This window comes from Peptococcus niger (genome assembly GCF_900101835.1).
Lineage (GTDB): Bacteria > Bacillota > Peptococcia > Peptococcales > Peptococcaceae > Peptococcus > Peptococcus niger.
Genome location: NZ_FNAF01000004.1, coordinates 161432 through 186788, shown reverse-complemented (window position 1 = coordinate 186788; position 25357 = coordinate 161432). Strand labels below are relative to the sequence as shown.

The 25357-nt window shown below is 42.7% G+C and carries 24 protein-coding genes; 2 read left to right on the top strand and 22 right to left on the bottom strand.

What is annotated here, in order from left to right; genetic code table 11:
* Window positions 1-72: 72 nt before the first annotated feature.
* Together BLQ16_RS04965 and BLQ16_RS04960 are read right to left on the bottom strand one after the other, a co-directional pair.
* Window positions 73-1347 carry a stalk domain-containing protein gene (locus BLQ16_RS04965; RefSeq protein WP_091791642.1) on the bottom strand — a complete coding sequence of 425 codons (1275 nt, stop codon included), beginning with the start codon at window positions 1345-1347 and terminating at the stop codon, window positions 73-75.
* A gap of 119 nt (window positions 1348-1466) precedes the next feature.
* A complete protein-coding gene (locus BLQ16_RS04960) occupies window positions 1467-6320 on the bottom strand; it encodes an isopeptide-forming domain-containing fimbrial protein (protein ID WP_091791641.1) in 4854 nt (1617 codons plus the stop codon).
* A 682-nt stretch (window positions 6321-7002) separates the two neighbouring features.
* On the opposite strand from BLQ16_RS04960, the gene BLQ16_RS04955 reads away from it, so the two are divergent.
* Entirely contained in the window at window positions 7003-8037 is a 1035-nt protein-coding gene (locus BLQ16_RS04955; RefSeq protein ID WP_091791640.1) for a DNA cytosine methyltransferase, read from the top strand.
* Window positions 8030-9994, top strand: coding sequence for a BbrUII/HgiDII family restriction enzyme (locus BLQ16_RS04950; RefSeq protein ID WP_091791639.1), 1965 nt, complete (start codon window positions 8030-8032; stop codon window positions 9992-9994). The genes BLQ16_RS04955 and BLQ16_RS04950 overlap by 8 nt, the downstream gene beginning before the upstream one ends.
* Before the next feature lie 307 nt (window positions 9995-10301).
* Here BLQ16_RS04950 and BLQ16_RS04945 read toward each other — a convergent pair whose 3' ends face one another.
* From BLQ16_RS04945 to BLQ16_RS04855, 20 genes are all read right to left on the bottom strand, one after another.
* Window positions 10302-10565, bottom strand: coding sequence for a Txe/YoeB family addiction module toxin (locus tag BLQ16_RS04945; RefSeq protein WP_091791638.1), 264 nt, complete (start codon window positions 10563-10565; stop codon window positions 10302-10304).
* Entirely contained in the window at window positions 10546-10815 is a 270-nt protein-coding gene (locus BLQ16_RS04940) for a type II toxin-antitoxin system RelB/DinJ family antitoxin (protein ID WP_091791637.1), read from the bottom strand. The genes BLQ16_RS04945 and BLQ16_RS04940 overlap by 20 nt, the downstream gene beginning before the upstream one ends.
* Before the next feature lie 370 nt (window positions 10816-11185).
* The gene (locus tag BLQ16_RS04935; RefSeq protein WP_091791636.1) at window positions 11186-11989 is read right to left on the bottom strand and encodes a DUF3825 domain-containing protein; all 804 of its coding nucleotides are present in this window, start codon (window positions 11987-11989) and stop codon (window positions 11186-11188) included.
* Window positions 11990-12148: 159 nt separating this feature from the next.
* The gene (locus BLQ16_RS04930) at window positions 12149-12823 is read right to left on the bottom strand and encodes a thermonuclease family protein (protein WP_159427987.1); all 675 of its coding nucleotides are present in this window, start codon (window positions 12821-12823) and stop codon (window positions 12149-12151) included.
* Window positions 12824-12994: 171 nt separating this feature from the next.
* Window positions 12995-13765 carry an RNA-guided endonuclease InsQ/TnpB family protein gene (locus BLQ16_RS04925; protein ID WP_242868952.1) on the bottom strand — a complete coding sequence of 257 codons (771 nt, stop codon included), beginning with the start codon at window positions 13763-13765 and terminating at the stop codon, window positions 12995-12997.
* A gap of 5 nt (window positions 13766-13770) precedes the next feature.
* Window positions 13771-14121 carry a helix-turn-helix domain-containing protein gene (locus tag BLQ16_RS09785; RefSeq protein WP_242868951.1) on the bottom strand — a complete coding sequence of 117 codons (351 nt, stop codon included), beginning with the start codon at window positions 14119-14121 and terminating at the stop codon, window positions 13771-13773.
* Window positions 14118-14507 carry an IS200/IS605 family transposase gene (tnpA, locus tag BLQ16_RS09920; RefSeq protein ID WP_091791634.1) on the bottom strand — a complete coding sequence of 130 codons (390 nt, stop codon included), beginning with the start codon at window positions 14505-14507 and terminating at the stop codon, window positions 14118-14120. Before tnpA ends, BLQ16_RS09785 begins: the two co-directional genes overlap by 4 nt.
* Window positions 14500-16794: an S-layer homology domain-containing protein gene (locus BLQ16_RS04915; RefSeq protein ID WP_091791633.1), complete on the bottom strand. Its 2295-nt coding sequence runs from the start codon at window positions 16792-16794 to the stop codon at window positions 14500-14502. The genes tnpA and BLQ16_RS04915 overlap by 8 nt, the downstream gene beginning before the upstream one ends.
* A gap of 60 nt (window positions 16795-16854) precedes the next feature.
* Window positions 16855-17115, bottom strand: coding sequence for a hypothetical protein (locus BLQ16_RS04910; RefSeq protein ID WP_091791632.1), 261 nt, complete (start codon window positions 17113-17115; stop codon window positions 16855-16857).
* 69 nt (window positions 17116-17184) lie between these two features.
* Window positions 17185-19179 carry an S-layer homology domain-containing protein gene (locus BLQ16_RS04905; protein WP_091791631.1) on the bottom strand — a complete coding sequence of 665 codons (1995 nt, stop codon included), beginning with the start codon at window positions 19177-19179 and terminating at the stop codon, window positions 17185-17187.
* A 70-nt stretch (window positions 19180-19249) separates the two neighbouring features.
* Window positions 19250-19978 (bottom strand): class B sortase, encoded by a 729-nt coding sequence (locus BLQ16_RS04900; RefSeq protein WP_091791630.1) that lies wholly within the window; start codon window positions 19976-19978, stop codon window positions 19250-19252.
* Window positions 19962-21086, bottom strand: a complete 1125-nt coding sequence (locus tag BLQ16_RS04895; RefSeq protein ID WP_091791629.1) for a prealbumin-like fold domain-containing protein — start codon at window positions 21084-21086, stop codon at window positions 19962-19964. The genes BLQ16_RS04900 and BLQ16_RS04895 overlap by 17 nt, the downstream gene beginning before the upstream one ends.
* Window positions 21087-21275: 189 nt before the next feature.
* The gene (locus BLQ16_RS04890) at window positions 21276-21536 is read right to left on the bottom strand and encodes a hypothetical protein (RefSeq protein ID WP_091791628.1); all 261 of its coding nucleotides are present in this window, start codon (window positions 21534-21536) and stop codon (window positions 21276-21278) included.
* Window positions 21520-22449, bottom strand: a complete 930-nt coding sequence (locus tag BLQ16_RS04885; protein WP_091791627.1) for a hypothetical protein — start codon at window positions 22447-22449, stop codon at window positions 21520-21522. Before BLQ16_RS04885 ends, BLQ16_RS04890 begins: the two co-directional genes overlap by 17 nt.
* A 15-nt stretch (window positions 22450-22464) precedes the next feature.
* Window positions 22465-22893: a single-stranded DNA-binding protein gene (locus tag BLQ16_RS04880; RefSeq protein ID WP_091791626.1), complete on the bottom strand. Its 429-nt coding sequence runs from the start codon at window positions 22891-22893 to the stop codon at window positions 22465-22467.
* Window positions 22894-22905: 12 nt separating this feature from the next.
* Window positions 22906-23133: a DNA-directed RNA polymerase subunit alpha C-terminal domain-containing protein gene (locus BLQ16_RS09915; RefSeq protein WP_091791625.1), complete on the bottom strand. Its 228-nt coding sequence runs from the start codon at window positions 23131-23133 to the stop codon at window positions 22906-22908.
* Window positions 23106-23564, bottom strand: a complete 459-nt coding sequence (locus BLQ16_RS04870; protein ID WP_423230818.1) for a class I SAM-dependent methyltransferase — start codon at window positions 23562-23564, stop codon at window positions 23106-23108. The genes BLQ16_RS09915 and BLQ16_RS04870 overlap by 28 nt, the downstream gene beginning before the upstream one ends.
* Window positions 23565-23569: 5 nt before the next feature.
* Window positions 23570-24448: a DUF6291 domain-containing protein gene (locus BLQ16_RS04865; RefSeq protein ID WP_091791624.1), complete on the bottom strand. Its 879-nt coding sequence runs from the start codon at window positions 24446-24448 to the stop codon at window positions 23570-23572.
* A complete protein-coding gene (locus BLQ16_RS04860; protein WP_091791623.1) occupies window positions 24448-24948 on the bottom strand; it encodes a DUF6291 domain-containing protein in 501 nt (166 codons plus the stop codon). Before BLQ16_RS04860 ends, BLQ16_RS04865 begins: the two co-directional genes overlap by 1 nt.
* A complete protein-coding gene (locus BLQ16_RS04855; protein WP_091791622.1) occupies window positions 24938-25342 on the bottom strand; it encodes a hypothetical protein in 405 nt (134 codons plus the stop codon). The genes BLQ16_RS04860 and BLQ16_RS04855 overlap by 11 nt, the downstream gene beginning before the upstream one ends.
* Between the last annotated feature and the right edge of the window lie 15 nt (window positions 25343-25357).

Genomic DNA, 25357 nt, shown 5'->3' with positions numbered 1-25357 from the left:
CACTACCCCTATTTTTTATTAGTAATTTCCGAATTCTTAAGGAAGTACAACTGCAATTTGAGAAGCTTTAATTTAGCTTGCAAATAATTGGACATAACCCATGGTATCTCTAAAACCGCTTGAAATAGACGCTGTGCCAAGGTATTTACTGTTTGGATTTAAGATGTTTTTTTTATGTTCAGAAGACTTTAACCAGCCATCCATTGCAGAATCAGCATTTGCAATATTTAAGGGTAAAGCATACAAGTTCTCATTCATATTAGCATAGTTGCTAAATTGGGATAAACCGATATCATTGATAATTGTTTTTGGTTTGCTGCCGTCAGGTCTCGTATGAGGCTTCCAGCCATTAGCTAATGCATTCATATGGCTTTCGTAATCTATCACACCATATTCTTTTTGACTTTGATTAAATTCCCTCGCCCTAATCTCTGCCCCCTCACACAAGGCCGGAGATAACTTCACAGGCTGTAACCCATGCTCTGCCCGGGCAGCGTTCACTAATTCCAACATCCGCAGCTGGTCTGCTGTAAAGGGCTTCCGTGGTGCTTCTAGGGCCTTGTAGTACAGGCTCTTCTTGAACTCCGGCACATATCGCCAGAAGGCATTCAGTAGATCAATTTCCTCACTACTGAGGCCCTTTCTAGTCCTGAACTCCTCATACCTAGCCAGGTCTTCTTCTGTTTGCGGGCCTGACTTAGCCCTATCCTTTAACCAGGCTAATTCTTCGCTAGCTAGGGCACTCTTTTGTACCGGATGGGTATTGGGTTGACTCGGCGCATTCACTTCACTGGAGGGCTGCTGTGGTGTTACAGCTGGCTGAGAAGGGTTATTGGGCGTTACAGTAGGCGCACTCGGTTGGTTCGGTGCTGTAGCATTACCTGTTATCTTTACAATGCTATTGGCATTATCCCAATCTACCTTACCATAGGTTTCGCCAATCGCACGCAGTGGCATAACTGTCCGGTTACTGGAGGTAATATAGGGGGCAACATCCAGCTTTATAAAATCCGTACCTGCTTTCTTGTAGCGTAGGAAATAGGGCTTATCTGCATAAAAGGTATAGGTTTCGTCCTTGGCCGGGTTTTTTACAGTAATGGACCGCTTTTCGTTGTTCCATTCAACGGCCATATTTAAACCTTCCATGACGGTCCGTAAGGGAACCATCGTCCGACTGTCTTTAATAAAGGCCTTTTGATCAGTTTGAGGGATGGTACGTCCGTCTACTTGAATAGTAATGTTCCGGGCATAGCTTTCTGTTGCTTGTGCAGGCATGGGGGCAGTAGAGGCCACTAGGGCTGCGGCCAAAAGAGCGGCTGTTGCTTTTTTACTGAAGCTTCCTTTCATGAGTACACGTCCTTTCTATTCTTTATCTTGTTAGACTTATTATACCACGTTCATGATTTTATGTAAATAATTGATTGCAACAAAAAAGAGCCGGGCAAGTGCTCGGCTCTTGGTGTTTCTTAGATGGATACGGTCTTATTCAGGTCTGTTGCAATCCATACTTCTCTGTCTTGGTTATCCAGGACGTAGTTGTGCCATACGGCGGATTCTGTTACGGCTGGGTCTCTAGTATCGGAGAAAGTCCGGGTTGGTAGACCGTTGGTGTTGGGTTGGGTATCTCGACCGGTGATTTGTTCCAGTTCTTTAATGAAGTCTAGGCGGTTGAGACGGGTGCCTGTTCTGTCTGTGCTGTAGTCATAGCCGGGTAGGCCGGTGAGGCCGCAGGCTTTGAGCATACGACCAATTTGGTTACGGGTGGCTACAAAGCGGAACTGGGCGTTCTCTGTACCGAACTGAACGTAGTCTCGGTTTTCTTCCAGGGGTGGGGTTGGCAGGAGTTCGTATTGTTTGAGGGCGCCAATGCCGATCATGAAACGGACGGCGTTGTTGGCCCAGGCGTTATTGAGGGTGAGGGTGTTGCTGGCGTAGTCTCTCCCCTGCATGAGCTCTTGCCTTTTTTCGGCGGTAATGGACCGGGCGATAAAGGCGGCTGCTTCTTCTGTAGAGAGGAAGTTTTTATCTGTGGTTGCGTAGGGTCCCCAGGTACCATCTGTGTATCCGGCAGACAGGACGTGGTGGATCTTAGAGACGGGTTGTGGGTTATTGAAGCTAACGGTTACGTCTCCGGTTACAGGATCGTGGGATTTACTTTCTGCTGTGGCCTGGTTAACGTAGGGCTTGTCTGCTCCGTCGTTGGCGTGGAGAACTTTGAACTGGATGATAGCAGCTTTTCCAGGCTGGATGTCGCCTACTGGGATGGTGAGGGTATCTAACATGGAGCTGCCATTGGGTTTGTAGCTGAAGTCTGTCCCCCAGGCTTTAGGGACGCCATTAATGGTGAGGCTATCACGGTAGAAGGTCAGTCGAGAGGTATCCAGGACGTCTGTTACCTTAATGTCTTTCCAGACCTTATCTGTGGTATTGGTTAGCTTAATGGTGTAGGTGTTTCTAGCGCCATCTCTGGTGGAGAGGTTGATATCTCTCTTTTCGGCGGTCTTTTCGAGGGTAGGTTGGTCGTTGTTGGGTTGGAATTTACCCGGCACGTTACCCCCTCCCTCTTCCGGTACCAATACTGGGGGGACTTTCACTTTATCGTCTGTCGCACCTGCTGTACCGTTACTGCCGGTGGCATTGGCGGTGTTGGTCAAGGTTACAGCATATTGACTGCGGAGTTTGTCTAACTCGCTTTCAGAGGTACCTTTCTTGTAGGTGACTTCCTTGGCTGTTCCCTTTTTCACTTGGACAGTATAGGTCACTTTTACGCTTTCACCGGGAGCAATATCTCCAATGGGCTGGGTCACTGTGCTACCACCGACCATGGCTAGGCCTTCACCGTCTGTTTTCCCTTGTAGGGTGGGCTGGCCAATGAGCTGGACTTCGGAAGGCAGGGTATCTACCAGGGTAACATTTTTCCAGGTGGCATTCTTGGCCCGGTTACCTACTTCTACGGTGTAGGTGAGGTATTCAAGGTCTCCGACTTTATCCTGGTCGTGGGTCTTGAGTACATAGGGGCCGGCCTTGCCTTCAGGTACGACTACCGGGGTAGAGGGTAGGTTCCGGTCAGGTTCACCGAGGGTTTTCAGGACTGCCACGTTAATAATGGTCTTCCCTTCTGCTGCTTCTTTGACTTTAACGTCAAATTTGTAGACAGATTTTTCACCGGGCTTGAGGGCCTCGGGCTTTAGGGTTAGGGTATTGGTCTTGCTGTCGAAGGAGCCGTCGTTGGAACCCTTACCGTTCTTTTCGAGGTGACCAACATATTCCAGTTCTTCCGGGATGGGGTCTGTAATGGTTACGTTTTCCCAGTCGGCGGTAGCACTAGGGCTGTTGGCTACTTCGATTTCGTAAGAGAGGGTGTCTCCTACCTTGGCTTGGCTCTTATTAACAGACTTGGCCCCTACTCTGCCGTCAGCCTTGCCCTTTTCTACTACAGTAGGCCGGTTGACCTCTGCTTCCTTGGGGTTGGCATTATCAGCAGTACCGGTTGCCTTGTTGTAGATGGTCTTACCTTGAGCAGCTTCTTTAACTACGGTACGCAAAACGACTTCCGCTTTTTCGCCTGGCAAGAGGCTGCCCACTAGGACTTCAATAACGCCTGTTTTCATGTTATACACGTACTTGGCACTTACGCCAGGTTCGCTTTTACCTTGGGCGTCTGTCTTAGCAATGGTGGCGATACCGCCCCATTCAAGGCCTTGGGGGATAGGGTCCGTGACTTTCACATTGTTAGCTGCTACTTCTGCGTTAGCGTCATTGGCAACGGTAATGGTGTAGTCTAAATTGTCTCCTACCTTGGCTTCGGTTTTGTCGGCTGTTTTCTGGATAGAGAGGTTAGCCTTGCCTTCGTCAATTTTAGAGACCTTAGAGCCGCTTGAAACTCGCTCGGCATTGGTCCCTTCTGCGGAAGCAATATTTTCTACTCCCTTGCCATACCCAGTCTTATTAACAGTGACCTTAAAGACCACCTTTTTGGTCTGGTCAATCTTCACGTCACCGAGGTTGACAGTAAGAAGCCGGGCCTCCTCATCATAGGAGAAGTCACTATGGCCCTTGCCATCTACAGCGACAGAGCCTGCAAAATCTAAGGCCGGGTCAATGGGGTCTGTTACAACAACGCCCTTGGCGTCATTTTTAGACTTGCCATCTGTTTTAACCTTAACGGTATAGGTCAGGGTATCTCCTACCTTAGCTTCTTTCTTATTGACTTCTTTAGAGATATCGAGATAGGCCTTCCCATCTTTTACCTTGGTAATAGCGGTATCGTTTTTGCTCTTTTTGGGGTCAGTGTTGGTCCCTTTCCCAAGAGCTACGTTTTTCAATTCAACATTGAAAGCATCTTTTGTGACATCAGCATCAAAGGTAACCGTCTTAGATTTTTCAATATCAATGTCCCCTACCGGAACCTTGAGTTCCCGGGTCTGGTCATTGTATTCAACCTCATTAAAGAATTTGCCGTCAATCTGAACCGTGCCCGGCTTAAAGGCTAAGCCGAAAGGGAGGGTATCTGTTACGACCACAGCTTTTGCCTTGGTTTTAGATGTTTTGTCAGCCTCTACCTTGATGGTGTACTTTACCGTATCGCCAACCTCAGCATCCTTTTTATCTACTTTCTTTTCAATATTCAGGTATGCTTTTCCCTCTTGAACGACAAAGCCCTTGTCGCCGGTTTCAATTCCAGGCGGGATTGAATCATTACGATTGGGAAGTGGCTTATTCGGATCACCTTTCGGGTCTTTGTCCGGATTATCATTGTCTAAAGTCGGATCCAACTGGTTGGCACTTTTCATATCGACAATGTTATCACCAGTTAAAACAGCGATATTTTTAATTTCTTTATTAAAGGCGTCTTTATCAATGCGAGCCTTAAATTGAACGGTTTTGCTTTCCCCGGCTTTCACATCACCGAGAGCAATTTCCAGCTGTTTTTGACCTGTTTTTTCAGCCTCAGCCAGTACAAATTTATCCTTCTTACTGACCATGTAGTTCTTCATTCCATAGTCATGGCTTTTACCGTTGACAGTAACCGAGCCATCTACAAAAGTCATGTATTTCGGAATCGGATCGTACAGCTTTGCGTTTTGAATAGGACTGTTGGCCTTCTTATCATTTTTTACCGTCAACGTATAGGTAACTTCATCACCCGGGAAGAAGGCTTTCGCATCATTGGCGTCCTTTCCTTCTGCATCAGATGTTTTGGTTACGCTGGGAATAGGAACCCCTTTTTCGTAAACATAGGTAAGAACCTTAACATAGCCAACATAGTCAAATCCAACAATATCTTTCGGGGATTTAACTTCCTTGCCATCACTTACCTTTTTCTTGCGAATGATATTACCTTCAGTATCTACGTACTTCTCAATAATGACATTCACCTTGCCCTTGTTGTAATCCATTCCGTGCCACTCTTTGCGAGATTTACGGTGGTCAATGGTGGCCTCAAGGGCATCAGCGTAAAACCAATCATCTTCCTTGATGTCCGTGTAGGGATTTTTCACACCCAGCTCACGAAGCTTCTCGGTAGTCATTTGCCGGTCTAATACCCGGTTAATGATGGACATGGTTTCGGTCCGGGTAATATAGTTATTCGGCTTGAAAGAACCATCCGGATAACCGCTAACCCATTTATTGGCTGCGGCAAGAGCTACAGCGCTAGAATACCATTTCCCGGTAGATACATCGGTAAAAGCACCACGCTCTTCTTTTTTTCCACCGAATTTTTCCGGATTAAAGCGCGTGGCCAAACCTGCAAGCTCCGCACGAGTGATTGGCTCGTTCGGTCTAAATTTTCCTTCGGACCCAGCAATGATACCGCTCTTGTACATTTGCTTGACAGATTCATAGTACCAAGCATCTGCATTTAGGTCTGTAAAGGTTTTCTTTGACCAGCTATTGCTTTCTTTGGGATAGTCTCCATCGTATAGCCGATAGAAGACAGCTGCTGCCTCAGCACGTGAGATAAAGCGCAAAGGGCGAACTGTTTTATCCGGATACCCTACGATATACGGAATATCTTTAGTGAGGTACACATTGGTGATTTCTTTTTCGTAGGTTTTAAATACATACCCCGGGATTTTCTCTTCTCTAACGTCCCGGTCGTTGTCATCGTTGTACTGCTTGGACTCAGCCAGTTCTTTACCGCCTGAGCCGTTTACAAAGTTTTCGGTTACTCGCACCATTTTTGTCTTGTTTGTATCGTCAGCTAAAGCCTTCTTTGTTTCTGCTGCATTTGCAGTAGGCGATAGAATACTTGTCAGACAAAATGAAGCAAGTAAGCCTGCGGCTAAAAACCGCTTTAGTTTACTTTTTTTTGGCATCTTTATTGCCTCCCTTAATTAAAAAAAATTTGCGCAAATCATTTTTGGGGAAACTCCGATATTTATGCGTTATATCCTGAATTAAGAGAAACTAGGGACCAGTCAGAACCATACGACCACCTCCAAAAGTTCTTGACTTTACCATTAAATTGATTTTAAATACCAACATTGTGATGTGTTAATTATTTATAGTAAACCTTGTCTGAAAAACTATCCACCTTTCAATAAAATACCCAAGAAGTCCCCCACTTCAAAAACCTATGGTTTTAAGTGGTGGGTAGTTGACTGACCTATCAAGGATTACTCATATATCATATTACCATGTTCATCTATCAGCATCAACAATTATCTGTTTTTTTTGTCCACCGATTAATTCTCAAGGTATATGTTTTTCTCTTATGTGTGCAAGTTTTGCTGTTCATATTCCTAACTTCTGTTATAGTGTAATGGGCGAGAAAACCCACGGTTTTAACCGTGAAGCTGATAGCCCATTCTTTTTCAAATCAATGTAGATACTATTTCACCTAGTATCTACATTGATGATATAATATATTTCATGAAGAACAAGTACAAATATACCAAAACAACAGTGTCATTGAGCCAACTACTTACCACTTAAAACTATAAGTTTTTGAAGTGGGAGGCTTCTTGGGTGTTTTGTTAAAGAAAGGGGGATTCAACATTGAAGGTCAAAGCAATAGATCTTTTTTGTGGCATTGGCGGCTTAACCTGTGGGCTTAACCAATCCGGCATTAATGTCGTTGCAGGAATTGACTTGGATCCCTCCTGCAAATACGCTTATGAGACATATAATCACGCTGACTTCCTATTGGCAGATATTACCCAGCTTACAGGAGATCATCTAAACAGATACTTTCTCAATGCTGACTTCACTGTTCTAGCTGGATGTGCTCCTTGTCAGCCGTTTTCCAAACTCCAACAAGAGCATAAGCGGATGACACATAAAAGCTGGCCTATGCTCAACGAGTATTTACGGTTAATAGAAGAGATGCACCCCGATATCGTTTCTATGGAAAATGTACCAGACCTAGAGCGAAAGGATATCTTTGAGCACTTTGTTGGCCAGCTAAAAGAGCTTGGTTACTCGGTTAATTACAAAATAATTGATGCAGCTACGGTAGGCGTACCCCAAAGGCGCCGCAGATTGATATTTTTAGCTTCTTTGTTAGGGGATATCCAATTTGCTAAGTATCCCGAAAAGCACGTCACTGTTGCAGACACAATCTCGAAATTACCGCCCTTGATGGCTGGAAAAACGGATCCCATTGATCCATTGCACACCTGCTCATCTCTTGGCAACGCAAACCTCGAAAGGATCAGACATTCTACCCCGGGCGGTACTTGGAGGGATTGGCCAGCGAAACTACTTCCTAATTGCTACAAACGGACGTCTGGCCAAACATACACTTCTGTCTATGGTCGCATGAGCTGGGACGAGCCAGCCCCCACCCTAACAACTCAGTTTAACAATTATGGGACTGGAAGATATGGGCATCCTGAACAAGATCGAGCAATCTCAATACGAGAAGGTGCTTTATTGCAGTCATTTCCAGTAGACTACCCCTTCCTTGAACCAGAGGGAAAAACGTCTATTAAGGTTCTTGCAAGGCAAATCGGGAACGCCCTTCCTCCCCTCCTAGGAAAATATATTGGACATTCTATACAAGAACACCTGAAGGAGCAAACCAATGTCTAGCACATATCCGTACGAAATGAGCATTGATTTAAATGTGCTCAACCATCTTGGAATCAGCCTATACAGCAATGTACCAGCTGTATTATCGGAAATAGTGGCAAACGCATGGGACGCTGATGCAAGTAAAGTAAAGATTAACCTAGAAGGCGATGGGAGCAATAAAACAATAACCCTTGTTGATAATGGCTGCGGAATGGACAGAGATGATATCAATCAAAAATTTTTAACTGTCGGATATGCTAAAAGAGAGCATAACGAAAGAATTACACCAAAATTCAAACGTAAAGTAATGGGGCGTAAAGGCATCGGAAAGCTTTCTATGTTTTCAATAGCAGACTGCATTGATATTATCTCCAAAAAAGGCAATAATATTGAAGCCTTGCGGCTAAGCACCAAGGATATTGAGAATGCCATTAAAGGCGATGGTGAACAAAAATACCATCCCCTTCCGCTTGAATGCGGTAGCTACGAAACTCCAGAAGTAGAAGGCACCACCATCCGCTTGTCCCAACTAAAGAAAAATATAAATATGCAGACAGCAGAATACTTGAAAACCCGCATTGCTCGTCGATTTTCCATTATTGGCAGTGAAAAAAATTTTCAAGTGTTTGTTAATGATGTCGAAATCACAATTAAAGATCGTCAATACTTTTCAAAACTAGACTGCCTTTGGGATTTTGGCGACAACTCAGATAAGGCTCTCAACGCCAAACACTTCCTCCTAGATAACAAAATTAATGATGAATATACTATCCAAGGTTGGATTGGCTCTGCGAAGTCGTCCGGTGATTTATCCGAAAAGCACTTTCATGGGGAGGCAGAAAATCTCAATAAGATATCTCTAATAGTACGGGGAAAGGTGGCCCTTGAAAATATTTTAGGCGACTACCCTGAAGGTGGTCTCTATACAAAATATCTTATTGGAGAAATTGAAGCAGACTTTCTTGATTTAGATGAAGAGAGTGATATTGCCACAACAGATAGACAGGACTTTAACCACTCTGACCCTAGATTCACACTTTTAGTAAGTTTTTTGCAAAAAACATTAAAACAAATTTCAAATGAGTGGAATAGTCATCGAAAAGAAACGGCTATAGAAGATATTGAGGAATATTCTCCAAGGGTCAGGGATTGGCTTGAAGCGATGTCCCCGGATACAAGGAAATATGCTGAAGACCTCTTAGGCCATATAAACACTCTGACCGTAGAAACAGATAAGAAAAAAGAAATCTTAAAATACGGTGTTCTAGCTTTCGAAAAGCTAAAATACCAAGATCGCCTTAGCGAAATTTCTACAATAAACGACAAAAATCTAGACGCTTTAAAGCTTATTTTTAGTTCCCTACACGAGCTGGAAACTTTTTTCTATGCGCAAGTTGTTCAAGAACGGCTCGCTATCATTGAAAAATTCCAAAAAGCTATTGACCAAAATGACCTTGAAAAAGTACTGCAAAAACACCTTGCAAAAAACTTATGGCTTTTAGACCCAACGTGGAACTATAGCCAAGACACTGTATTCATGGAAAAAAGCATACCAACTGCTTTAAAGAAAACTTTTGACCACTTGAGCGATAAAGAAAAAAAAGGCCGGTTTGATGTTTTTTATCAAACGGTTGCCGGCAAATTCGTCATGGTCGAACTAAAGCGTTCCAGTGTAAAGCCCGATATTGGCACTTTGATAAGTCAAGTTTCAAAATACGATAGAACCCTTTCAAAGTGCCTACAAGAATTGAAGCAACCTCAAAATTATGAAATCGTCTTGGTCCTAGGAGCTCAAAATTGGCCTGAAATAGATTTTGAAAAATGTTGTCGAGCCTTAGAAAGCTATTCTGCTCGTATTGTTTTTTACGATAAACTGCTTTTTGATGCAAAACAATGCTATGAAGAATATCATAAACTACATGGAACATATTCAGAATCTCTAAAGCCGCTCATTGACGAGCTTTCACAACAATAGCATATAACAAGACCGCCAATCCTATGTATTACATAGATCGGCGGTCTTTCTGTTCATACAGTTCTCAAGGAAGAATAAAAAAAAGATAACCCCAGACACGTAGGAATTCTCGGCACCGAAGTGCTTACCCCATTATGGGACCCAGTGTTTCTCCTTCACAAGTTATCTTTTGTACTTCTACTTTATGGTTTACCACACAAAAATTCAATTGCAGGAATGTAAAGATTACTAATAACACAAAAAAACGCCCCCGGCGTGCTCCAACACACCGAGGGCAAACCGGCTTAATAAACGCTAAAACCTCATCCTACTTATCTCTATAATGTGATCCACATTGAACAATCTTAATGACATCACCATCAACGCGGTAAACAAGTCGATTAACCGCATCAATCCGCCTGCTCCAATAAGGTGCAAGATCGCCGCTTAACCGCTCAGGCTTACCAATGCCATCATATCCGTTCCGATCTATGTCCTTGATCAATAGTAATATTCGCCTTAAAGTCTTCTTGTCCTCTTTTGTCCAATAGATAAAATCTTCCCAAGCAGCATCAGTCCAAGACTTTATCATAAAAATCAACCTCATGAACCTCACTATTACCCAACTCCATTTGAGCAATAGAGCGTTTCAGCCGGTCTATATTTTCATCCGAATAAAAGGGATCAATAGACACCTCAAAAGGCAGGCGGTTTTCCCGCGTCATTTTCTTAGCCAAAAGCGTTACAGCCGTTGTCATCGTTAGGCCCAGTTCATTACAAACTCCATCAAAATTTTTCTTTAACTCATCATCCATCCGGACACTTATAGTTGTTTGAGCCATAATATCACCCCTTTTGGCTTTATTTTAATACAATGTAACTACATTGTCAACAACACATAGACCGGCCGTCTTTCTATTGATACCTACTTTATACTACTGCTACAGTTTTTCCCGTATTCTCTATTTTCAGAGCTCTCCCAGAATCCAAGCCTTTTTGTAACCCCAACTATTGACGGCAAGGCATAAAAAAGCCTGCTATTTTACACAATGTGCATAACAGCAGGCTTTTTTAATACTATCAAACACAACAAATACTATCAAACATAACAAATATTATCAAACACAGCAAATATTATCAAAATTTCTTAAAGCATATCTCTTCTCTTAGTATATTGAAAATGTTAAACAAAGTCAATACTTTTGAAACAATCTATGGCTGTAACCAATAACTATCCGGGCGCGCAATAAGTCTGGCATTATTATATGCCATTTCAGTAGTTAAACAAGTATGACCAAAATATACGGTTTTATCTTCACTTAGAGACAAAACCAACGCTAAATCAGGTTTATCTGGATTACTTAAATATAATGGTGCTAACAGCTGAATCTTCCCTCGATATAATTGAGGAACGATAGTCTTATAATTAGCTTCTATACGCTTTTTCATTGAATCAATCGCCCCTGTAATGAGATTTTGGCAAAACTCCTTTCCGTTATTCCTTAGATTCTCCGGTATTCTCATAAAATTTTCTTCATCATGAAGTATATGTTCCCATTGAGGAATGATATCAAGGTTTACATCAAAAATTAATGCACTAGGATTTTCAAAATAATTTGCCCTTTTAAGCGTAAACGCCTCATTGATTGATATATCAGAGAATTTTATTGTGTAACTATTATAAAACGCTTTGAAGCGCCAAGGCTGAAAACCCTCGATAGGATTTCGTTCACAACAAAAATAAATCGGTTGCCACACTTTATCGTATAACCCAGTATTAAAGCAAGCCCCTTCATTATCCATATAAACAAATTGTTGCTTATCGGACTCATCAGCCTTTTCTCTTTCTTCCCAAAGCTTTTCAAAGGTAAAATAAAGGTAGCTTCTCAAAATACCAAAATCACTTTTGCCAGCATAGCTCCATTTTTCCGGAGGTAATTCCTCGGTAGTCAAAGCTTCTAATTTTTTGTTAAAAAAATGATAATCACCAAGGTATGCCCATTCTTTTAGCTTCATAAACCATCACCTTTCCTACTAAACAGAATCTACTAAAGGACGTATACTAATTATTTTATATATTATACACGCCAATTTTTTGATACTCAACTCACTTCCACAAAAAGACCGCCAATCCTATGTAATACATAGACCGGCGGTCTTTCTATTCATACTACTTTATACTACTGCTACAGTTTTTCCCGTTTCTCTATTTTCAGCCTTTTTCCAAAGGCCTATCCCCTCTTCTCTAGGTTTCTCCCCTAGGGCTGCAAAAATATCTTCATATTTCACATCCGGAGGAAAGGTTGCCGGAGCAGCATAGCCTTTACTTACGAGGATGCCATTTAACATACCGGCCTCTACATCTGCTCGACTAAGAGTATCTACAATCGGCTTTTCCAGCCACACATAGCGCAATAGCCTGCCGTACCGGTCTGTATCTGATACATCTCTTTGCAGGTAAACCTCTTGCCCCTTTTGAAGCAAGGACTTGACGTAATCGGAGGCTTCTCTACCATAGAACTCAGCCTTGCCATACACTTCAGGGGTATCTACACCAATCAGACGAACCTTGTATTCTTCCCCTTTTATTTCTACAAGAAGGGTATCGCCATCTACAACACGAACAATTTTAGCTGTAGTTATCTGATCTACATACTCTCCGGTAGCCTTTGGCTGCTTACCTAAGATATGGAACTCTTTTGCCTTATCACCAAGGCATCGGTCTGTTTGAACTGTCTTATCGGGCTGTCCATGCAATAAAGTCAGAAGGTCCGTACTCGCCCCAACATAGCCAGTTAGAGCTAAAATAGCACATAGGGTTGCAACAAGGAATGTTTTTAATTTTTTCATATGGAAGACACGCCTCCTCTCTATACAACATCCGTGAACTACTCGGCAACAAGTTACCGAGCTTCTTGCTTCAATCATCACTGCTTTATTGATACAGACTGTATTAGTAAGTCTTACACGATGTCCACAAGCGTTAGGTTTGGCTAGTTCCTAGCCTACCAAGTATATGACTCATGCCATTTTCAGTAAGCACAGGCCCTCAATTTTAATATTTAGAGCTGCGTTTTGATCGCGGCTCATGATAAGCCCACAAGAACACATTATTGTACGAATGGAGATGTTTTTTAACTCAGGGTGCCGCCTTCCGCAAGCATGGCATATCTGACTAGATGGAAACCATTTATCAACCTTGACAAAGTGTTTGCCCCTATCAGACAACTTATAGGCCAGCATATTAAGAAACATCCCGTAACCATTATCCAAGGTCGCCCTACCGTTACCAAAGCCTTTATTAGACATAGCCTGCATATTTAGGCTTTCGACACAAACGATATCATACTGATTGGCTATCTCAGTAGATAATTTGTGGAGATTATCCAGGCGTTGATTGGCAATATGCCTATGGATTTTATTGATCTTGATAAGTTGCTTCATGTAATTGTTGGATTTTTCTTCACCTTTTTTAGCTCCTTGCATTCTGGATATTTTTCGTTGTGCTTTAGCAAGTTTTTCGTGATTTTCCCGATAGTATTTGTGATTAGATCCAACGTTTCCTTTGTCATCAACATACAGTCCACTGGAGACATAATCCAGTCCAACAGCGTTATCTGACACAGGAATGGGGATAATATGGCTCTCATACTCATAGAGAACTGAGGCATAAAATTTCCCGTCTCTATCTTGAGAAATGGTAGCAGACTTCAAACTCCAGTTAGGCTTAGCTTTTCTATGAATGACGGCCTTTACTCTACCAATTTTTGGCAATTTAATGGCTTTTTCCAATACAGCTACAACCCCTTTTGATTATTGGTTGTATATGACTTTCTACTGCGTTTTGCCGATTTGAATTTCGGAAAGCCATTCAGTCTTTTGCGACTTTTATCAAAATGGGACTTCATTGCCCGCTGTAAGTTTAGTTGTGCATTTGCAAGGGCAAGACTATCTACTTCCCTGAGATAGGGGTACTCTGCTTTATACATGGCAGGGGTTTGATTTCCGAATGATTGAGTGAGCTTGTAACTTTCAATTTTATCTGCAAGCATAAGGTTATAGACCTTCCGGCAACAGCCAAAAGTCTTTGAGAACAAAATGGCTTGCTCTTTAGTGGGGTATAGTCTGTATTTTATTGCTTTGTTCATAACTGACTACTCTCTTGTCTTTCAATATATTTGAGGATATTTTCTTCAGATGTTGACCCTATAGTTTCGCAAAAATAAGAACCATTCCAAAGCTGTCCTTTCCAGAGGGATTTGCGTATCTCGGGAAATTCTCTCAGTAAAATATTACCGCTTATCCCCTTGAGATACTTTACTATCTGTGTTACAGATATTTTGGGTGGAGCAGAAACAAAACAGTGTACATGATCTGTTTCTCCAACCTTACAGCCTGCAACAGTGAACCCCTTATTTACGGCTATGACATGCAATAAGTCATATAACCTAGAACAGATTTCAGGAGTAAGCACCTTCCTGCGATATTTAACACACGTATCAGGGAAAACAACCTTATCCCAATTTTTAAGCAAAAGACTTATGGTTTAACCGGGTCCAAACCTTGGCTTTACCGGCCTTGTCATAGTCATGGCCGTTGCTGGCTTCCATGATATCCCCATACCACCAAGCGTCTTTATCCACATCTTTATAAGAGACAACTTGACCTGGGTTCTTGGCGATCCAGTCTAGGTCAGCCTTTCGCCCCAGCATCCGGTTGGTGATTGAGGTCACCTCAGCCCGGTTAATCTTATTGTTGGGCCTAAAGGTCCCGTCAGGATAGCCGGAGAGCCAACCTTGACTCGACGCCTTGGCAATGCTGTTATAGGCCCAGTTGCCCTTGGCCACATCAGAGAAGCTAAGGGGTTCTGTCTTGGTCAGGTCAGCAAAACGGGCAGCAATCGAGGCGAACTCAGCCCGTGAGATAGGATCGTTCGGCTTGAAGGTTCCATCCGGGTAACCGGAGACAATCCCCCGATAGCTGGCGTAGGCCACAGAGTCAGCGTACCAGTCGTTGGCCTTGACGTCCTTGAAAGACTTAGCTTGACTACTTGACGCAGACTTATTGTCTAAGAGTCTTACAAACATGGTGGCCACTTCAGCCCGGGTCATTTCTTTATTAGGTCTAAAGGTCTTATCTTCATAGCCCACCATGTAACGGTAGTGGTCACGAGTGTTTAAATCTTTAACGGACAAGCTAGACTTATTGTCTTTGTTTTTGTTATCTTGCTTGTTATCTTTATTGTCTTTGTTATCTTTGTTCTTATCGCCATCTGTCGTTTTATTCTTGTCGGTATTGCTCGGAACAAAGCCGGACCCGCCACCGGATGACCCGCCGGAGCTTTTATGATTTTTATCATTCGGTTTGTCAGGCTTAGTTGTTTCCTTTTTCTGGACGGTCTTAGTCACTTTAGTAGGCGTCTTATTGTCCTCGGTCTGAGTTACAGTAAGCTTGTCACCCTCAGCAAGTTTTTTACCATCAGGCAGATTAACTTCCCAGAAACCGGCAGAGTCAACTTTGGTTTGACCGATAGTATTGTTTGAGTCGTCCTTAATCAAGATAGAAGCGCCTGAAACACCTTTACCGGAAATCGACTTGTCCGTGTCATAGACCGAGTTTACTTGAGGCTCGCTGGAAGTATTTGAAGCCTTCTCGACCGTAACGGTCGTGTCTGTCGGTGCTTTACCTGTTTCCGTTTGCGTTACAGTAAGCTTGCCACCTTCGGTAGGTGTCTTGTCTTCAGGCAGGTTTGCAGACCAATTACCCTCTTTATCGACAGTGGTGTTAACAATAACATTACCGTCCTGGTCTTTGATCATGATACTAGCCCCGGTTTCCCCTTGGCCTGAGACTTTCTTATCGTTTTCATGAACCGGGTTTACCTTGGCCGGACTAGAAGCGTCCAGTGCCTTTTTAACAACTAAAGGCTCAGTTTCTGTTTTCAAAGACCCTTTACGAACTTTAATAGTCTTACCATTGTCTCTATTTATATAAAGGGGGTCTCCGTTTTCAAGATTAGTGGTCAGATCATACTTATCAAAGTCGGCATAGGGAACGACCTTTTTACTTTTATTCTTATAAGTCAGGGTCACAGCTAATTTGCTAAGGTCCAACTTGTCCCCTTCACGATAAGTCAAATTAGGTTGACCGGCGACTTTAATACTCGTGGCAATTTCACTATCTTTTTGGTCTTTTTGGAAACCTTCGTCCTGGACCCAAGTGACATCACCGGTTGGCGCTTCACTCATTCTTTGAAAATACAGACTAAAATCGGTAGGGTGATCCCAATATTTATCCAGTTCATATTTTTTGAACATATCTTTATCATAGGACCGGGCATAGCCAATATGCTTATAGGCCTGTACCCAAGATGTATCTACATTATACATGCTAGAACCATCGCCAAAGGGTTGAACGCTCGTAATGGTACACTTTGCAAGTGGCCATCCGCCTCTAGCTAACCGTCTTTCATGATTGTCCTGATGCCCATCATTCAGATAGTAAAAAGTGTCACCAACCTTCCTCTCGCTTAATTTCTTTGCATTTGAACCGACTACATAGTTGTCACCCCACTTTTTAGTAAATTTTATGCTGTCATATCCTAAATCCCAATAACTAGCCCAAGAAAATCCAATACCGTGCCAGGTGGTTGAGTTAATCCACTCGATTTGGTCTTCTTCACCCGGTGCGATATCCGTTGAATAGACCTTCCAGTAATAGATTTCGTCATTTTGGTCCGGCTCTTTGGCATTTGCCGGTGAAACAGAACTTCCAACCAACAAGGCAAAAGCCAGTAATATGGCTATTTTTCTTTTTAACATAGATTTATCATCCCTTTCATTGCGACTGATTTTTAGTTAACGTCTTGACAACACTTTTCTTTAAATCTCCGGCCTTTTGCTTTTCTGTCTTACTGCAATCATAATAGATTGGTCTTCATCAGTCCTATAAATTACATTATTTGCATCAGGGCCGGACGAAGCATCAAAACAAAGCAAGTCACCATCTTGTGGCTTAAATCCATCAGCCCAATAAACTTGTTGAAACTCATCGACCTTATTTAAAGTTGCCTTTTGGGTAAAGATTTCCTCACCGCCTCTGAAAACCTTAACAGTAATTTCTGTGTTTGGTTTTTCAGACATGACTGTAAAATAAGGCTCAACAAAATGGTCGTCCCTTACCCAAAAGGAAATTGCTTCATAGGTGTACTTTTACATGGACTTATCACCAGTACTCGGACCGATTTTAGAGGGCGTATCTGCTCCATATATGAGTCGATTTCCATAAGTTGTCCCATCTTCTTCCGCTTCAAAGTCAACAAAGATAGTCGTATTCCTAGGTATAACAAAGGGTTGGCCATCTTTAGTAAAATGAAAGCGCTCATATTCGTTAAGCTTACTAGACGAAAAAGACTCTTGGTGTAAAATCTCACTACTGCCGTCCCTTACAAAAGTAAAGGTATACTTCGTATTAGGCATCCAGCTTTTAAAATCAAGGAAGTCTTGATTATAGGCAATATTTTCACTATAAACAAAGGTTCGAACGACATGCTTATGGTCGATTTTCGACTTTCGTTCAACCCCATCCTTGTCTTTGTAGGAAACCGTCATATCAAAACGATAAATATCTTGATAGGGTAAACCATACAAAATCGTTTCGTACTGATTAGTTCCGTTAGAGCTTATAGAGTAATCTCTATCCCCACTGTCTCCATTGTTATTATAATGAATATGAAGATTAATATCCCCGACAGGCACACTGGGCAGGTCTAAGTTAAACTTAATCTTGGTGGGATAAATAGAATTAACAGCCGTCCCCCAGGGCTTGGCCTTGTACTGGGCGGTAGCCGTCATAGACTTAGCCATGGGAACGACATCACCAGGTTGGTGAACTTGGTCACTACCGTCTAACTTCCAGCCTGCAAAGTCGTAATACTTATTATTAAAGTTGGGCAGGTCCGGTAGGCTGGCATCCCCTCCGGGATTTGCTGTAAGGGCCTCAGGCATAGACGTATCAGACAGGTCACCCGGGTTAAAGCTTAAAGTGACCTTATCCTGGCTAGTTCCCGGGTTGGGTTTATCAGGGGTAGGTCTATCCGGTTTACTGGGTCTATCCTTGTCCTTACTGGACCCCCATTTTAAATTAGCCTCATAGATAAAGGTCACCTGCTTGGCATAGCCAGCATAGTTAAAGCCGAAGATCTTCTTATAGGCCTTGGCTTTTTCGCCTGTGTAGACCTTCCGGTCAGCAATTTCTTTCCCGTCTGTGTTCACATAGACCTCAGTTACCTGGTCCAGCTTGTCATAGGCCGACCCGTGCCAGGCTTTTTGCTTGTTCCTGTGGTCAACTGTGGCTTCCAGGACGTCCGGATAAAACCAGTCATTCGTTTTCACATCCGTATAAGGATTGGAAACTTTCAGTTCCCTTAAGGTCTGCCCGGCTACCCGCCGGTCCATGGTCCGGTTAATGACCGACATGACTTCTGCTCTAGTGATCAGGTCATTGGGTCTGAAGGTCCCGTCCGGATAACCGGAGAGCCACTTGTTGGCCGCCCCTAAGGCTACAGCATCCGAGTACCACTGGCCATCTTTCACATCAGAAAAGGCAGCCTTGTTGGACTTATTTCCTGCAAAGCGGTCAGGATTAAAGCGGGCGGCCAGGCCGGCCAGTTCTGCCCTGGAAATGGGGTCATTGGGCCGGAACTTGTTATAGCTTCCGGTAACCAGGCCCGACTCATACATTTTCTTAACCGGTTGGTAGTACCAGGCCTTGGCATCCAGGTCTTGGAAAGTATTACTGGAAAAAGACTTGGCCTTTTCAGGGTATTGACCATCATAGAGCCTATAGAAAATAGCCGTTGCTTCGGCCCTGGAAATATAGCGTAAGGGCTTGACTGTCTTATCGGGATAGCCCACGATATAGGGCAGGTCCTTGGATAAGTAGACGTTTTCTTGATTGATGTTGTAAGTTTTGAAGTGATAACCGTTGATATTGGGCGCAGACACCTGGTCTGACTTCCCCTTATACTTGTCCGGTCCCATTAAATGGTTCTTATTGGCCCCGTTCAGGTAATGCTCAATAATTTGATTGTTTCTTTCTGTCCCCTGGGCCTCCCCAGCCATAGCAGGCAATGCTGGGTAAATGCTGGTAAAGCAAAAAGCAACCATAAGAACAAAAGGCAAAATATGTTTTATTCGTTTAGACATTTTATTTACCTCCTGGCTTTATCATTTTGATGTGTTTGTATTTTATATTAAACATCGAGGTTTAAGTATTCTACATTTCAATCAAGCACACCAGCGCACGCTCATCATTACTCCGATTAGCGCAGGTTGATAGGATTATCGCCTGTTTATTTTCATATAGCTCTGTTTCTGTTTGAATAACAGACCTGTTTTTTAATCCTTCGAGGTAGCTTAGGTAGTCCTCATCCGCGACATTTTTATATACGGCATTGACTTCAGCCGAGTTTTTAGCATTTAGCAAAAAGGCTGAGAAAACCTTGTAACGCCGTTTAATTCCACCCTCAGCCTTATAAAATTCAAAAAAAGGATGTTCTTTAACGTAGTTTGGTTCATCCAAATACTTGTGCAATAGAGAAAACTTAACCGGGTTCGTATAACTCTGATTGTGACCATATAGGATAATATTATTACCGGAATAAATCTTTGAGCGGTAATCAGCAAAGATAGTACCGTATTCTGTAGCCTGACCGTCAAAGCGCTTGTCTAGGTAAGTCTTATTATTCCCAGTCTGGACGACAGGATAGTTAATGACCGTCCCTGGCAGCCTTATCCATCCCACAGTATCAGGGTTACGAGTCTTTAGGGCTGCAAAATCAATATCCAACAGAGAATCTTTCGTTTGTTGAGTGACCGCTTTGCCCAATCCTTTATCAAAATTCATCTCCTCTCTATTTTGCATATGGGCATAACCGGCAAAGGATATAGCTACCACAGCTAATAGCAAACAAGCTATTGAGAGCCATTTAGAAGCGGAAACCACGACAGATATTCCTCTTAGCGTATTTGTTGTAGATAGCGTAGAAAGCACCGCTTAAAGCAATGAGGACAGCACTAATAGCGCCAAATACCTTTGCCTTGTCGGTAAGTCCTGTTTGCGGAACGCTGTCGCCATTACCGAAAAAACCGGAACCATTGCCACTTGCTGCTCCGCCGGAAGAACCACTATTTATTTGTCCGGCTACAGTCTGAAAACCGTCTTGCTTAGCATCAGTAGCCGTCGTTGTTTCGCCTGCAACATTGAAGTCTGCATCAATGCTCACAGTATACTTTTTATCGTCTTTAACATATCCCTCAGCAGGTTTTGTTTCTTGGTAGGTGTAAGTTCCTGCAACACCCGGTGAAAAATACACCCGGCCTTTATCGTCAGTCAGCTCCTTAAAGACTTCCTTATTATCCTTATCCCAGATAGTGATTTCAGCACCTTTAATGACGTAACCTTCTTTATCTGTCCGAGTGAGCACGATAGTGCCTTCTTTTATGCCTTGCTTTTCCTGAGCAGGTTTATTTTCGTCCTTTTTATCGGTTTCTTGTACGTCCTTTGGCTGGGAAGTCATTTCATTACCTTCTTTATTGGCAGATGTCTCATGCCTATCACCGGCGGACTCTTTGCTATATTGTTCATCTGTAATTTTTTCATATTGCTCCGGAACCGGGTCTTTCATACCAGACAGGAGTTCTCTATAAGCCACCAGCGTGGCGTATTGTTCCTTGCCGGATAAAACCCTAACCGTATCCCGGCAGGCTGTTAAATCCTTACGAGAGCCGGTAGAGATCTCTTCCTCAATAACCGTGGCAGCCTTTTTTAAGCTCTCTTTTTCAACAGGGCTAAATTCACTCTTTGTGGCTGTCGTGTAATATGCCAATGTTTTATCCAGCTTACCTCTTAATTCATTAGCACTCATTTCTACAACTGCTGCTTTATCTTGATTTACGCTTTTATCTGATTGGCTAGCATCTTGCTCAACTGACACTTCAGAGCTTTCATGGCTAATTGTTGCCTCGCCTGCCTGTGCCGAAATGCTAAAGATTGGCGCAAGCCCCAGCATTACTACTAAAACCACCGCCGAAAAATTTTTCTTACTAGGCATATTAAAGCCTCCTTTCTGCAATATATGCTATATTTATCACTTACTAATTAAACGGTCTAGAAGAAACGCTCGCCTTTTGCGCCGTTCACTGGCACACCTACCAATAGCCAAACCCAAGAAAGTTAAAGCAATTATTTTCTTTTTACTTACTGCCACATATATCACCTCCAGAATTTTAATGGCTAAGGATTACACTTCTTTTTGATCTAAAAAAGCAATTGCAGCCGTAGATGCTTTAGCTAATTGCACCAGATTATATCGCAACTCTAAGAGCTTGGTTTCCTTGAGATTATCCCAAGGAATATCCGCTGTATCGTCAAAAGCGTCACAGATATTATTTAGATAGGCACCTAGGTTTAAGAAAAAATCTTCAGGGTTGTTCACAGCAATATTCTGAACTTCTTTGTAACTGGCACCAATGATGCCTTCGTAATCAAACCATGTATTCACGCTTTTCCCCCTTATCAAGAACTTTTATGCCGTCTAGTGACGCAATAGTTATATTTTCGAGACTCTCCCCATAAGAAAGAAGCTTTTCAGCCCTTTCGAGCAGGCTATAATTTATTTCATAATCCTCGCTTTCCCCAGACCTTTCTTTTAAAAAGCGCTCCCTCTCACCGGGATTGCATTCTATATTGATTACTGCCTCAAAATCCACCGGCACCCTGATTAGGACCTTGCCCGGAAATTCTGAGCAATCATATTCAAAGCTGTCGCTATAGGAAAGAGCTTTTATATCAACCTGATCCGAAGCCATTAAAGAATAGCGCAACATCCGTTCAACATATTCTTCAGCAAAATCGCTAGCCCCTGACATGTTTGGATAATCTTCGAATTCTCGGAGAATCTGCTTATACACATCCAGTCTTATCTGAGCTTCTGCGCTTAAACTCACCTGAAAAACAGGTTTTTCAAATCTATCCTCAAAGTCATCAAAAAGCTTAGAAAAATCGTTTTTTTCGATGATATTAACGCCAATAAAGGAGGCTTCTTGATAGCCCAACACCTTTATTCGTTTACTAAGCTCTATGGATTGTTGCATATTATCAATTACCTTATTAAGAAAATCTTCCGTGCCCTCCAATCCTACTCCGAGGAAATCTTTACATGCCTCATTCGGTACAAACTCTACAACGATTACCTTAAATTGTACGGTTACGCTTTCCGATTGACCCGATTCAACTCTTTCTATGGCTTTCTTACAGCCATCCGGATAGTAAAAGGTTTCTAGGAAAACATCTCTTGAGGATTGAATAGCATCTTTGACCTGCCTATAAATGGTTCGATTGTGCCGGTCTTCAGATTGAGCCACTACTTTTATTTCAGTAACGCCCATAATCTCTGCGGTAATTTTTATGGTCATATCTTACCTCCTGCCTTAAAACGGCAGCTCCGCCTGCTCCGTATCTTCTTCAAAAGGCAGGTCTTTCGGATCATATCCAACCTCTACCCCCGGCACTTCTGGAACCGATTCAGGTGTCTTTTGACCCTTAGCCCGGTAGTCTAGGAACTTAATTCGATTAGCTAATACTTCCGGACTAATCCGGCGAACGCCTTCCTTATCCTCATAGGATTCAACATGCAGCTCACCTTCTACAGCGACCATGCTACCCTTGTGCATATATTTAGCTAATGTTTCAGCAACACCACGCCAAGCAACCACCCGGATGAAGTCCGTATTCTTTCTACCCTCAGCCTGATAGGCGCGGTCTGTAGCTACCGTCACTCGACAAACAGCGTTACCACTTTGAGTGAAGTTTAATTCCGGGTCAGCGGTTAAGCGACCAATGATTAGTATTTTATTCACCTTGTAACCCTCCTAAAATTTATGCTTAATCCCCGCATTATCTAAAGCGTTTGCTATTTCCCTATAGCGTTTTTTCCCAACAGCTTTTATTCTCAGTAATTCCTCCGCTGACAGGCTGACTAGTTGAATTATCGTATGGATACCGCTTCTACGAAGAGCATTATATGCACCTGTTGACAGATTTAAGCTGCTTAAAAGTAGCTCCACAAGCCTCACACTCCCTTTACAAAAACCATCCATCTTGTTTTTGCTCTTTTATCTCCAAAAAGCGGCTTCCTTCCTATGGCTGCAAGAAACTCCTTGGTTTTGATCTGCTCCTCGCACCACTTAACGATTAATGTGCCAGTGGGCTTTAGCACACGAAGACACTCTTCAAAACCAGCCTTTAAATCAGACCTCCATGTCTCCCTATTCAAAACACCATACTTTTGTGCTAGCCAGCTGCTCTGCCCAGCTTCTATGAGGTGTGGCGGATCAAAAACGATTAAATCAAAAGTATTATCCGAAAAATCCATGCGGCGGAAATCCCCGAAATGACTGGGACTAACAGTGAGCTGACGACCATCCGAAAGAGTCGTTTCTAGGCACCGGTTATCCTGAAATATAACATCCTTCCTATCCTTCTCCCACCAAAACATCCGGCTGCCGCAGCATGCATCTAGGATTTGCACGGGTATCACTCCTCCAAAGCGTCATAGTCTTCCGGCGTATGACCAATAAAATCCCTATTTGTAGGCACTCTACCGTCACCAGAAGCCACTGCTGCCCACCTGGGTTCTTCTACGGGAACATACGCATCGTCAAGGTAATCAAAAATACCTGAGTTAAAGAAGGTAGAGCCGTTCTGGTAAGCTCTCTGAAAGCTGGACTTGGAAACTTCATCCTTGTAGCGATTAATAGCCCGTCTAATTTCTTCAAAACTGTATTGCGCAAGAAGCTTACGCTTTTTATCGGACACACGGTGCTTACCACGCTTGACCGGATATAGTGCCCAAACTTGCTCGAAAAATTCGTTTGGATCAACAGAAATACGAGTAACCTTTGGAGCAATGGACTTATCTTTTACGACATACAAATTAGGAAAGGAATAAGTGTTTGCATTTCTTACACCGTGTTGACTCTCACTTTCCTTATGTATAGACGGTTGATAATCTTGCAATTGATGATCTTGCCTTAAATTATTTGAATGTGCTGTGCCTACTGTCGAATGCGGCCCTGATTCCGGAGGCTCGTAATGCACCATCCCGGCTTCATACCCCGGCATCCATTCAGCTGCACTCATTGGGCCAAAATATACAGCATCTTTCCTAGGTCTGCCGCCTTTTTTACCGTTTTCCTGACTTGAAACCACTTTTTTATTGTATTTCGCAAAGTCTTTGTCCAATTGTGTCTGGATAAAATAGAATGCCATTATTACCAAATCGGTAGAACTCATAACTTCTTCCCCTCGGACATATTGGAGAATCATGGTAAAAAGATCGCCTCGTTCAGGCCGTGATAACATTTCAATTTTCTGTGCATAATCACTATATAAAATAAAGCTCCGTCTATACATTACAGGCACCCCCCGGAAAAATTATAATAAAAAGAGCTGAGCATAATTTCGCTATCCGTTTTCCATGAGACCGGATCAATAATATCATGCTCCATAAGCATATATACCATGCTTTGACATTCGTCTGTATCAAGCTCCAGCTCACCTGCCAGATAGTCCCAATCAAGGTTGTCTTCGCATTTGTAACGTGCATATGGCTGAGAATTAATAAATTCAGAGAGTTTGCTCCAAAGCTGGAGGCCCTCTTCTCCATATTCTCTGACTAAAACTTTCTTCGCCTTATCTGTAAAGGCTGAATCATCCAAAGACTCCACATCGCGGTCAATCTGGTTGCGAATCATTGTAAACAAAAGCTCCGTCTTTTCAGCCATCTCAGGAACTTCTTCACCCTGTACGTGGGCAAAGATGGCCGTAAATAACAGCCCTCTCTCTTCGTTATCATCAAGCATTTCAATAGCATCTGCATAATCGTTAAATAAACGGAAAAAGTTAATTTGCATGGTTTTTTCCTCCTAAGCGCTTTACCGGTCTCTTTTTTTCAGTTTTAGTTTCTTGATATATCTGCTTTAATTTATCTTCATTCACGGCGTACCAATTGGTCTGATCCCGCCCATCTAAATTGAATTTATCAACCAGAATAAGGTCTTTTTCCCTAAGCCTGGTAAACGTTCTTTTAAGCGTATCAAAAGTCAGGAAGCTAAATTCATCCTCCTGCCATTCACGCATTGGCTTATCCACCCAATATCTACCCTTTTGGAAGTTTCTACCAGCTATTTTATTTTCCTCAATCCTCACAGAAAGCACTTGCAGAACTAGAGCCTCTTTCAAACCAACGGCCCTAAAAAGCACTGGATCAAGAACAATACTTGGACCATTAAGCATTTCTTTAATCATTCTTTCAAAACCCTT

Bases quoted from the DNA above. Each gene is read 5' to 3' on its own strand.
- BLQ16_RS04945 (WP_091791638.1), bottom strand. From the start codon at position 10,565: ATGATAAAGTCTTGGACTGATGCTGCTTGGGAAGATTTTATCTATTGG.
- BLQ16_RS04930 (WP_159427987.1), bottom strand. From the start codon at position 12,823: ATGAAAAAATTAAAAACATTCCTTGTTGCAACCCTATGTGCTATTTTA.
- BLQ16_RS04855 (WP_091791622.1), bottom strand. From the start codon at position 25,342: ATGATTAAAGAAATGCTTAATGGTCCAAGTATTGTTCTTGATCCAGTG.
- BLQ16_RS04935 (WP_091791636.1), bottom strand. From the start codon at position 11,989: ATGAAGCTAAAAGAATGGGCATACCTTGGTGATTATCATTTTTTTAAC.
- BLQ16_RS04965 (WP_091791642.1), bottom strand. From the start codon at position 1,347: ATGAAAGGAAGCTTCAGTAAAAAAGCAACAGCCGCTCTTTTGGCCGCA.
- BLQ16_RS04960 (WP_091791641.1), bottom strand. From the start codon at position 6,320: ATGCCAAAAAAAAGTAAACTAAAGCGGTTTTTAGCCGCAGGCTTACTT.
- BLQ16_RS04895 (WP_091791629.1), bottom strand. From the start codon at position 21,086: ATGCCTAGTAAGAAAAATTTTTCGGCGGTGGTTTTAGTAGTAATGCTG.
- BLQ16_RS04910 (WP_091791632.1), bottom strand. From the start codon at position 17,115: ATGTCTGAAAAACCAAACACAGAAATTACTGTTAAGGTTTTCAGAGGC.
- BLQ16_RS04915 (WP_091791633.1), bottom strand. From the start codon at position 16,794: ATGTTAAAAAGAAAAATAGCCATATTACTGGCTTTTGCCTTGTTGGTT.
- BLQ16_RS04940 (WP_091791637.1), bottom strand. From the start codon at position 10,815: ATGGCTCAAACAACTATAAGTGTCCGGATGGATGATGAGTTAAAGAAA.
- BLQ16_RS04950 (WP_091791639.1), top strand. From the start codon at position 8,030: ATGTCTAGCACATATCCGTACGAAATGAGCATTGATTTAAATGTGCTC.
- BLQ16_RS04865 (WP_091791624.1), bottom strand. From the start codon at position 24,448: ATGTATAGACGGAGCTTTATTTTATATAGTGATTATGCACAGAAAATT.
- BLQ16_RS04860 (WP_091791623.1), bottom strand. From the start codon at position 24,948: ATGCAAATTAACTTTTTCCGTTTATTTAACGATTATGCAGATGCTATT.
- BLQ16_RS09915 (WP_091791625.1), bottom strand. From the start codon at position 23,133: ATGGATGGTTTTTGTAAAGGGAGTGTGAGGCTTGTGGAGCTACTTTTA.
- BLQ16_RS04885 (WP_091791627.1), bottom strand. From the start codon at position 22,449: ATGACCATAAAAATTACCGCAGAGATTATGGGCGTTACTGAAATAAAA.
- BLQ16_RS09785 (WP_242868951.1), bottom strand. From the start codon at position 14,121: ATGAACAAAGCAATAAAATACAGACTATACCCCACTAAAGAGCAAGCC.
- BLQ16_RS04905 (WP_091791631.1), bottom strand. From the start codon at position 19,179: ATGTCTAAACGAATAAAACATATTTTGCCTTTTGTTCTTATGGTTGCT.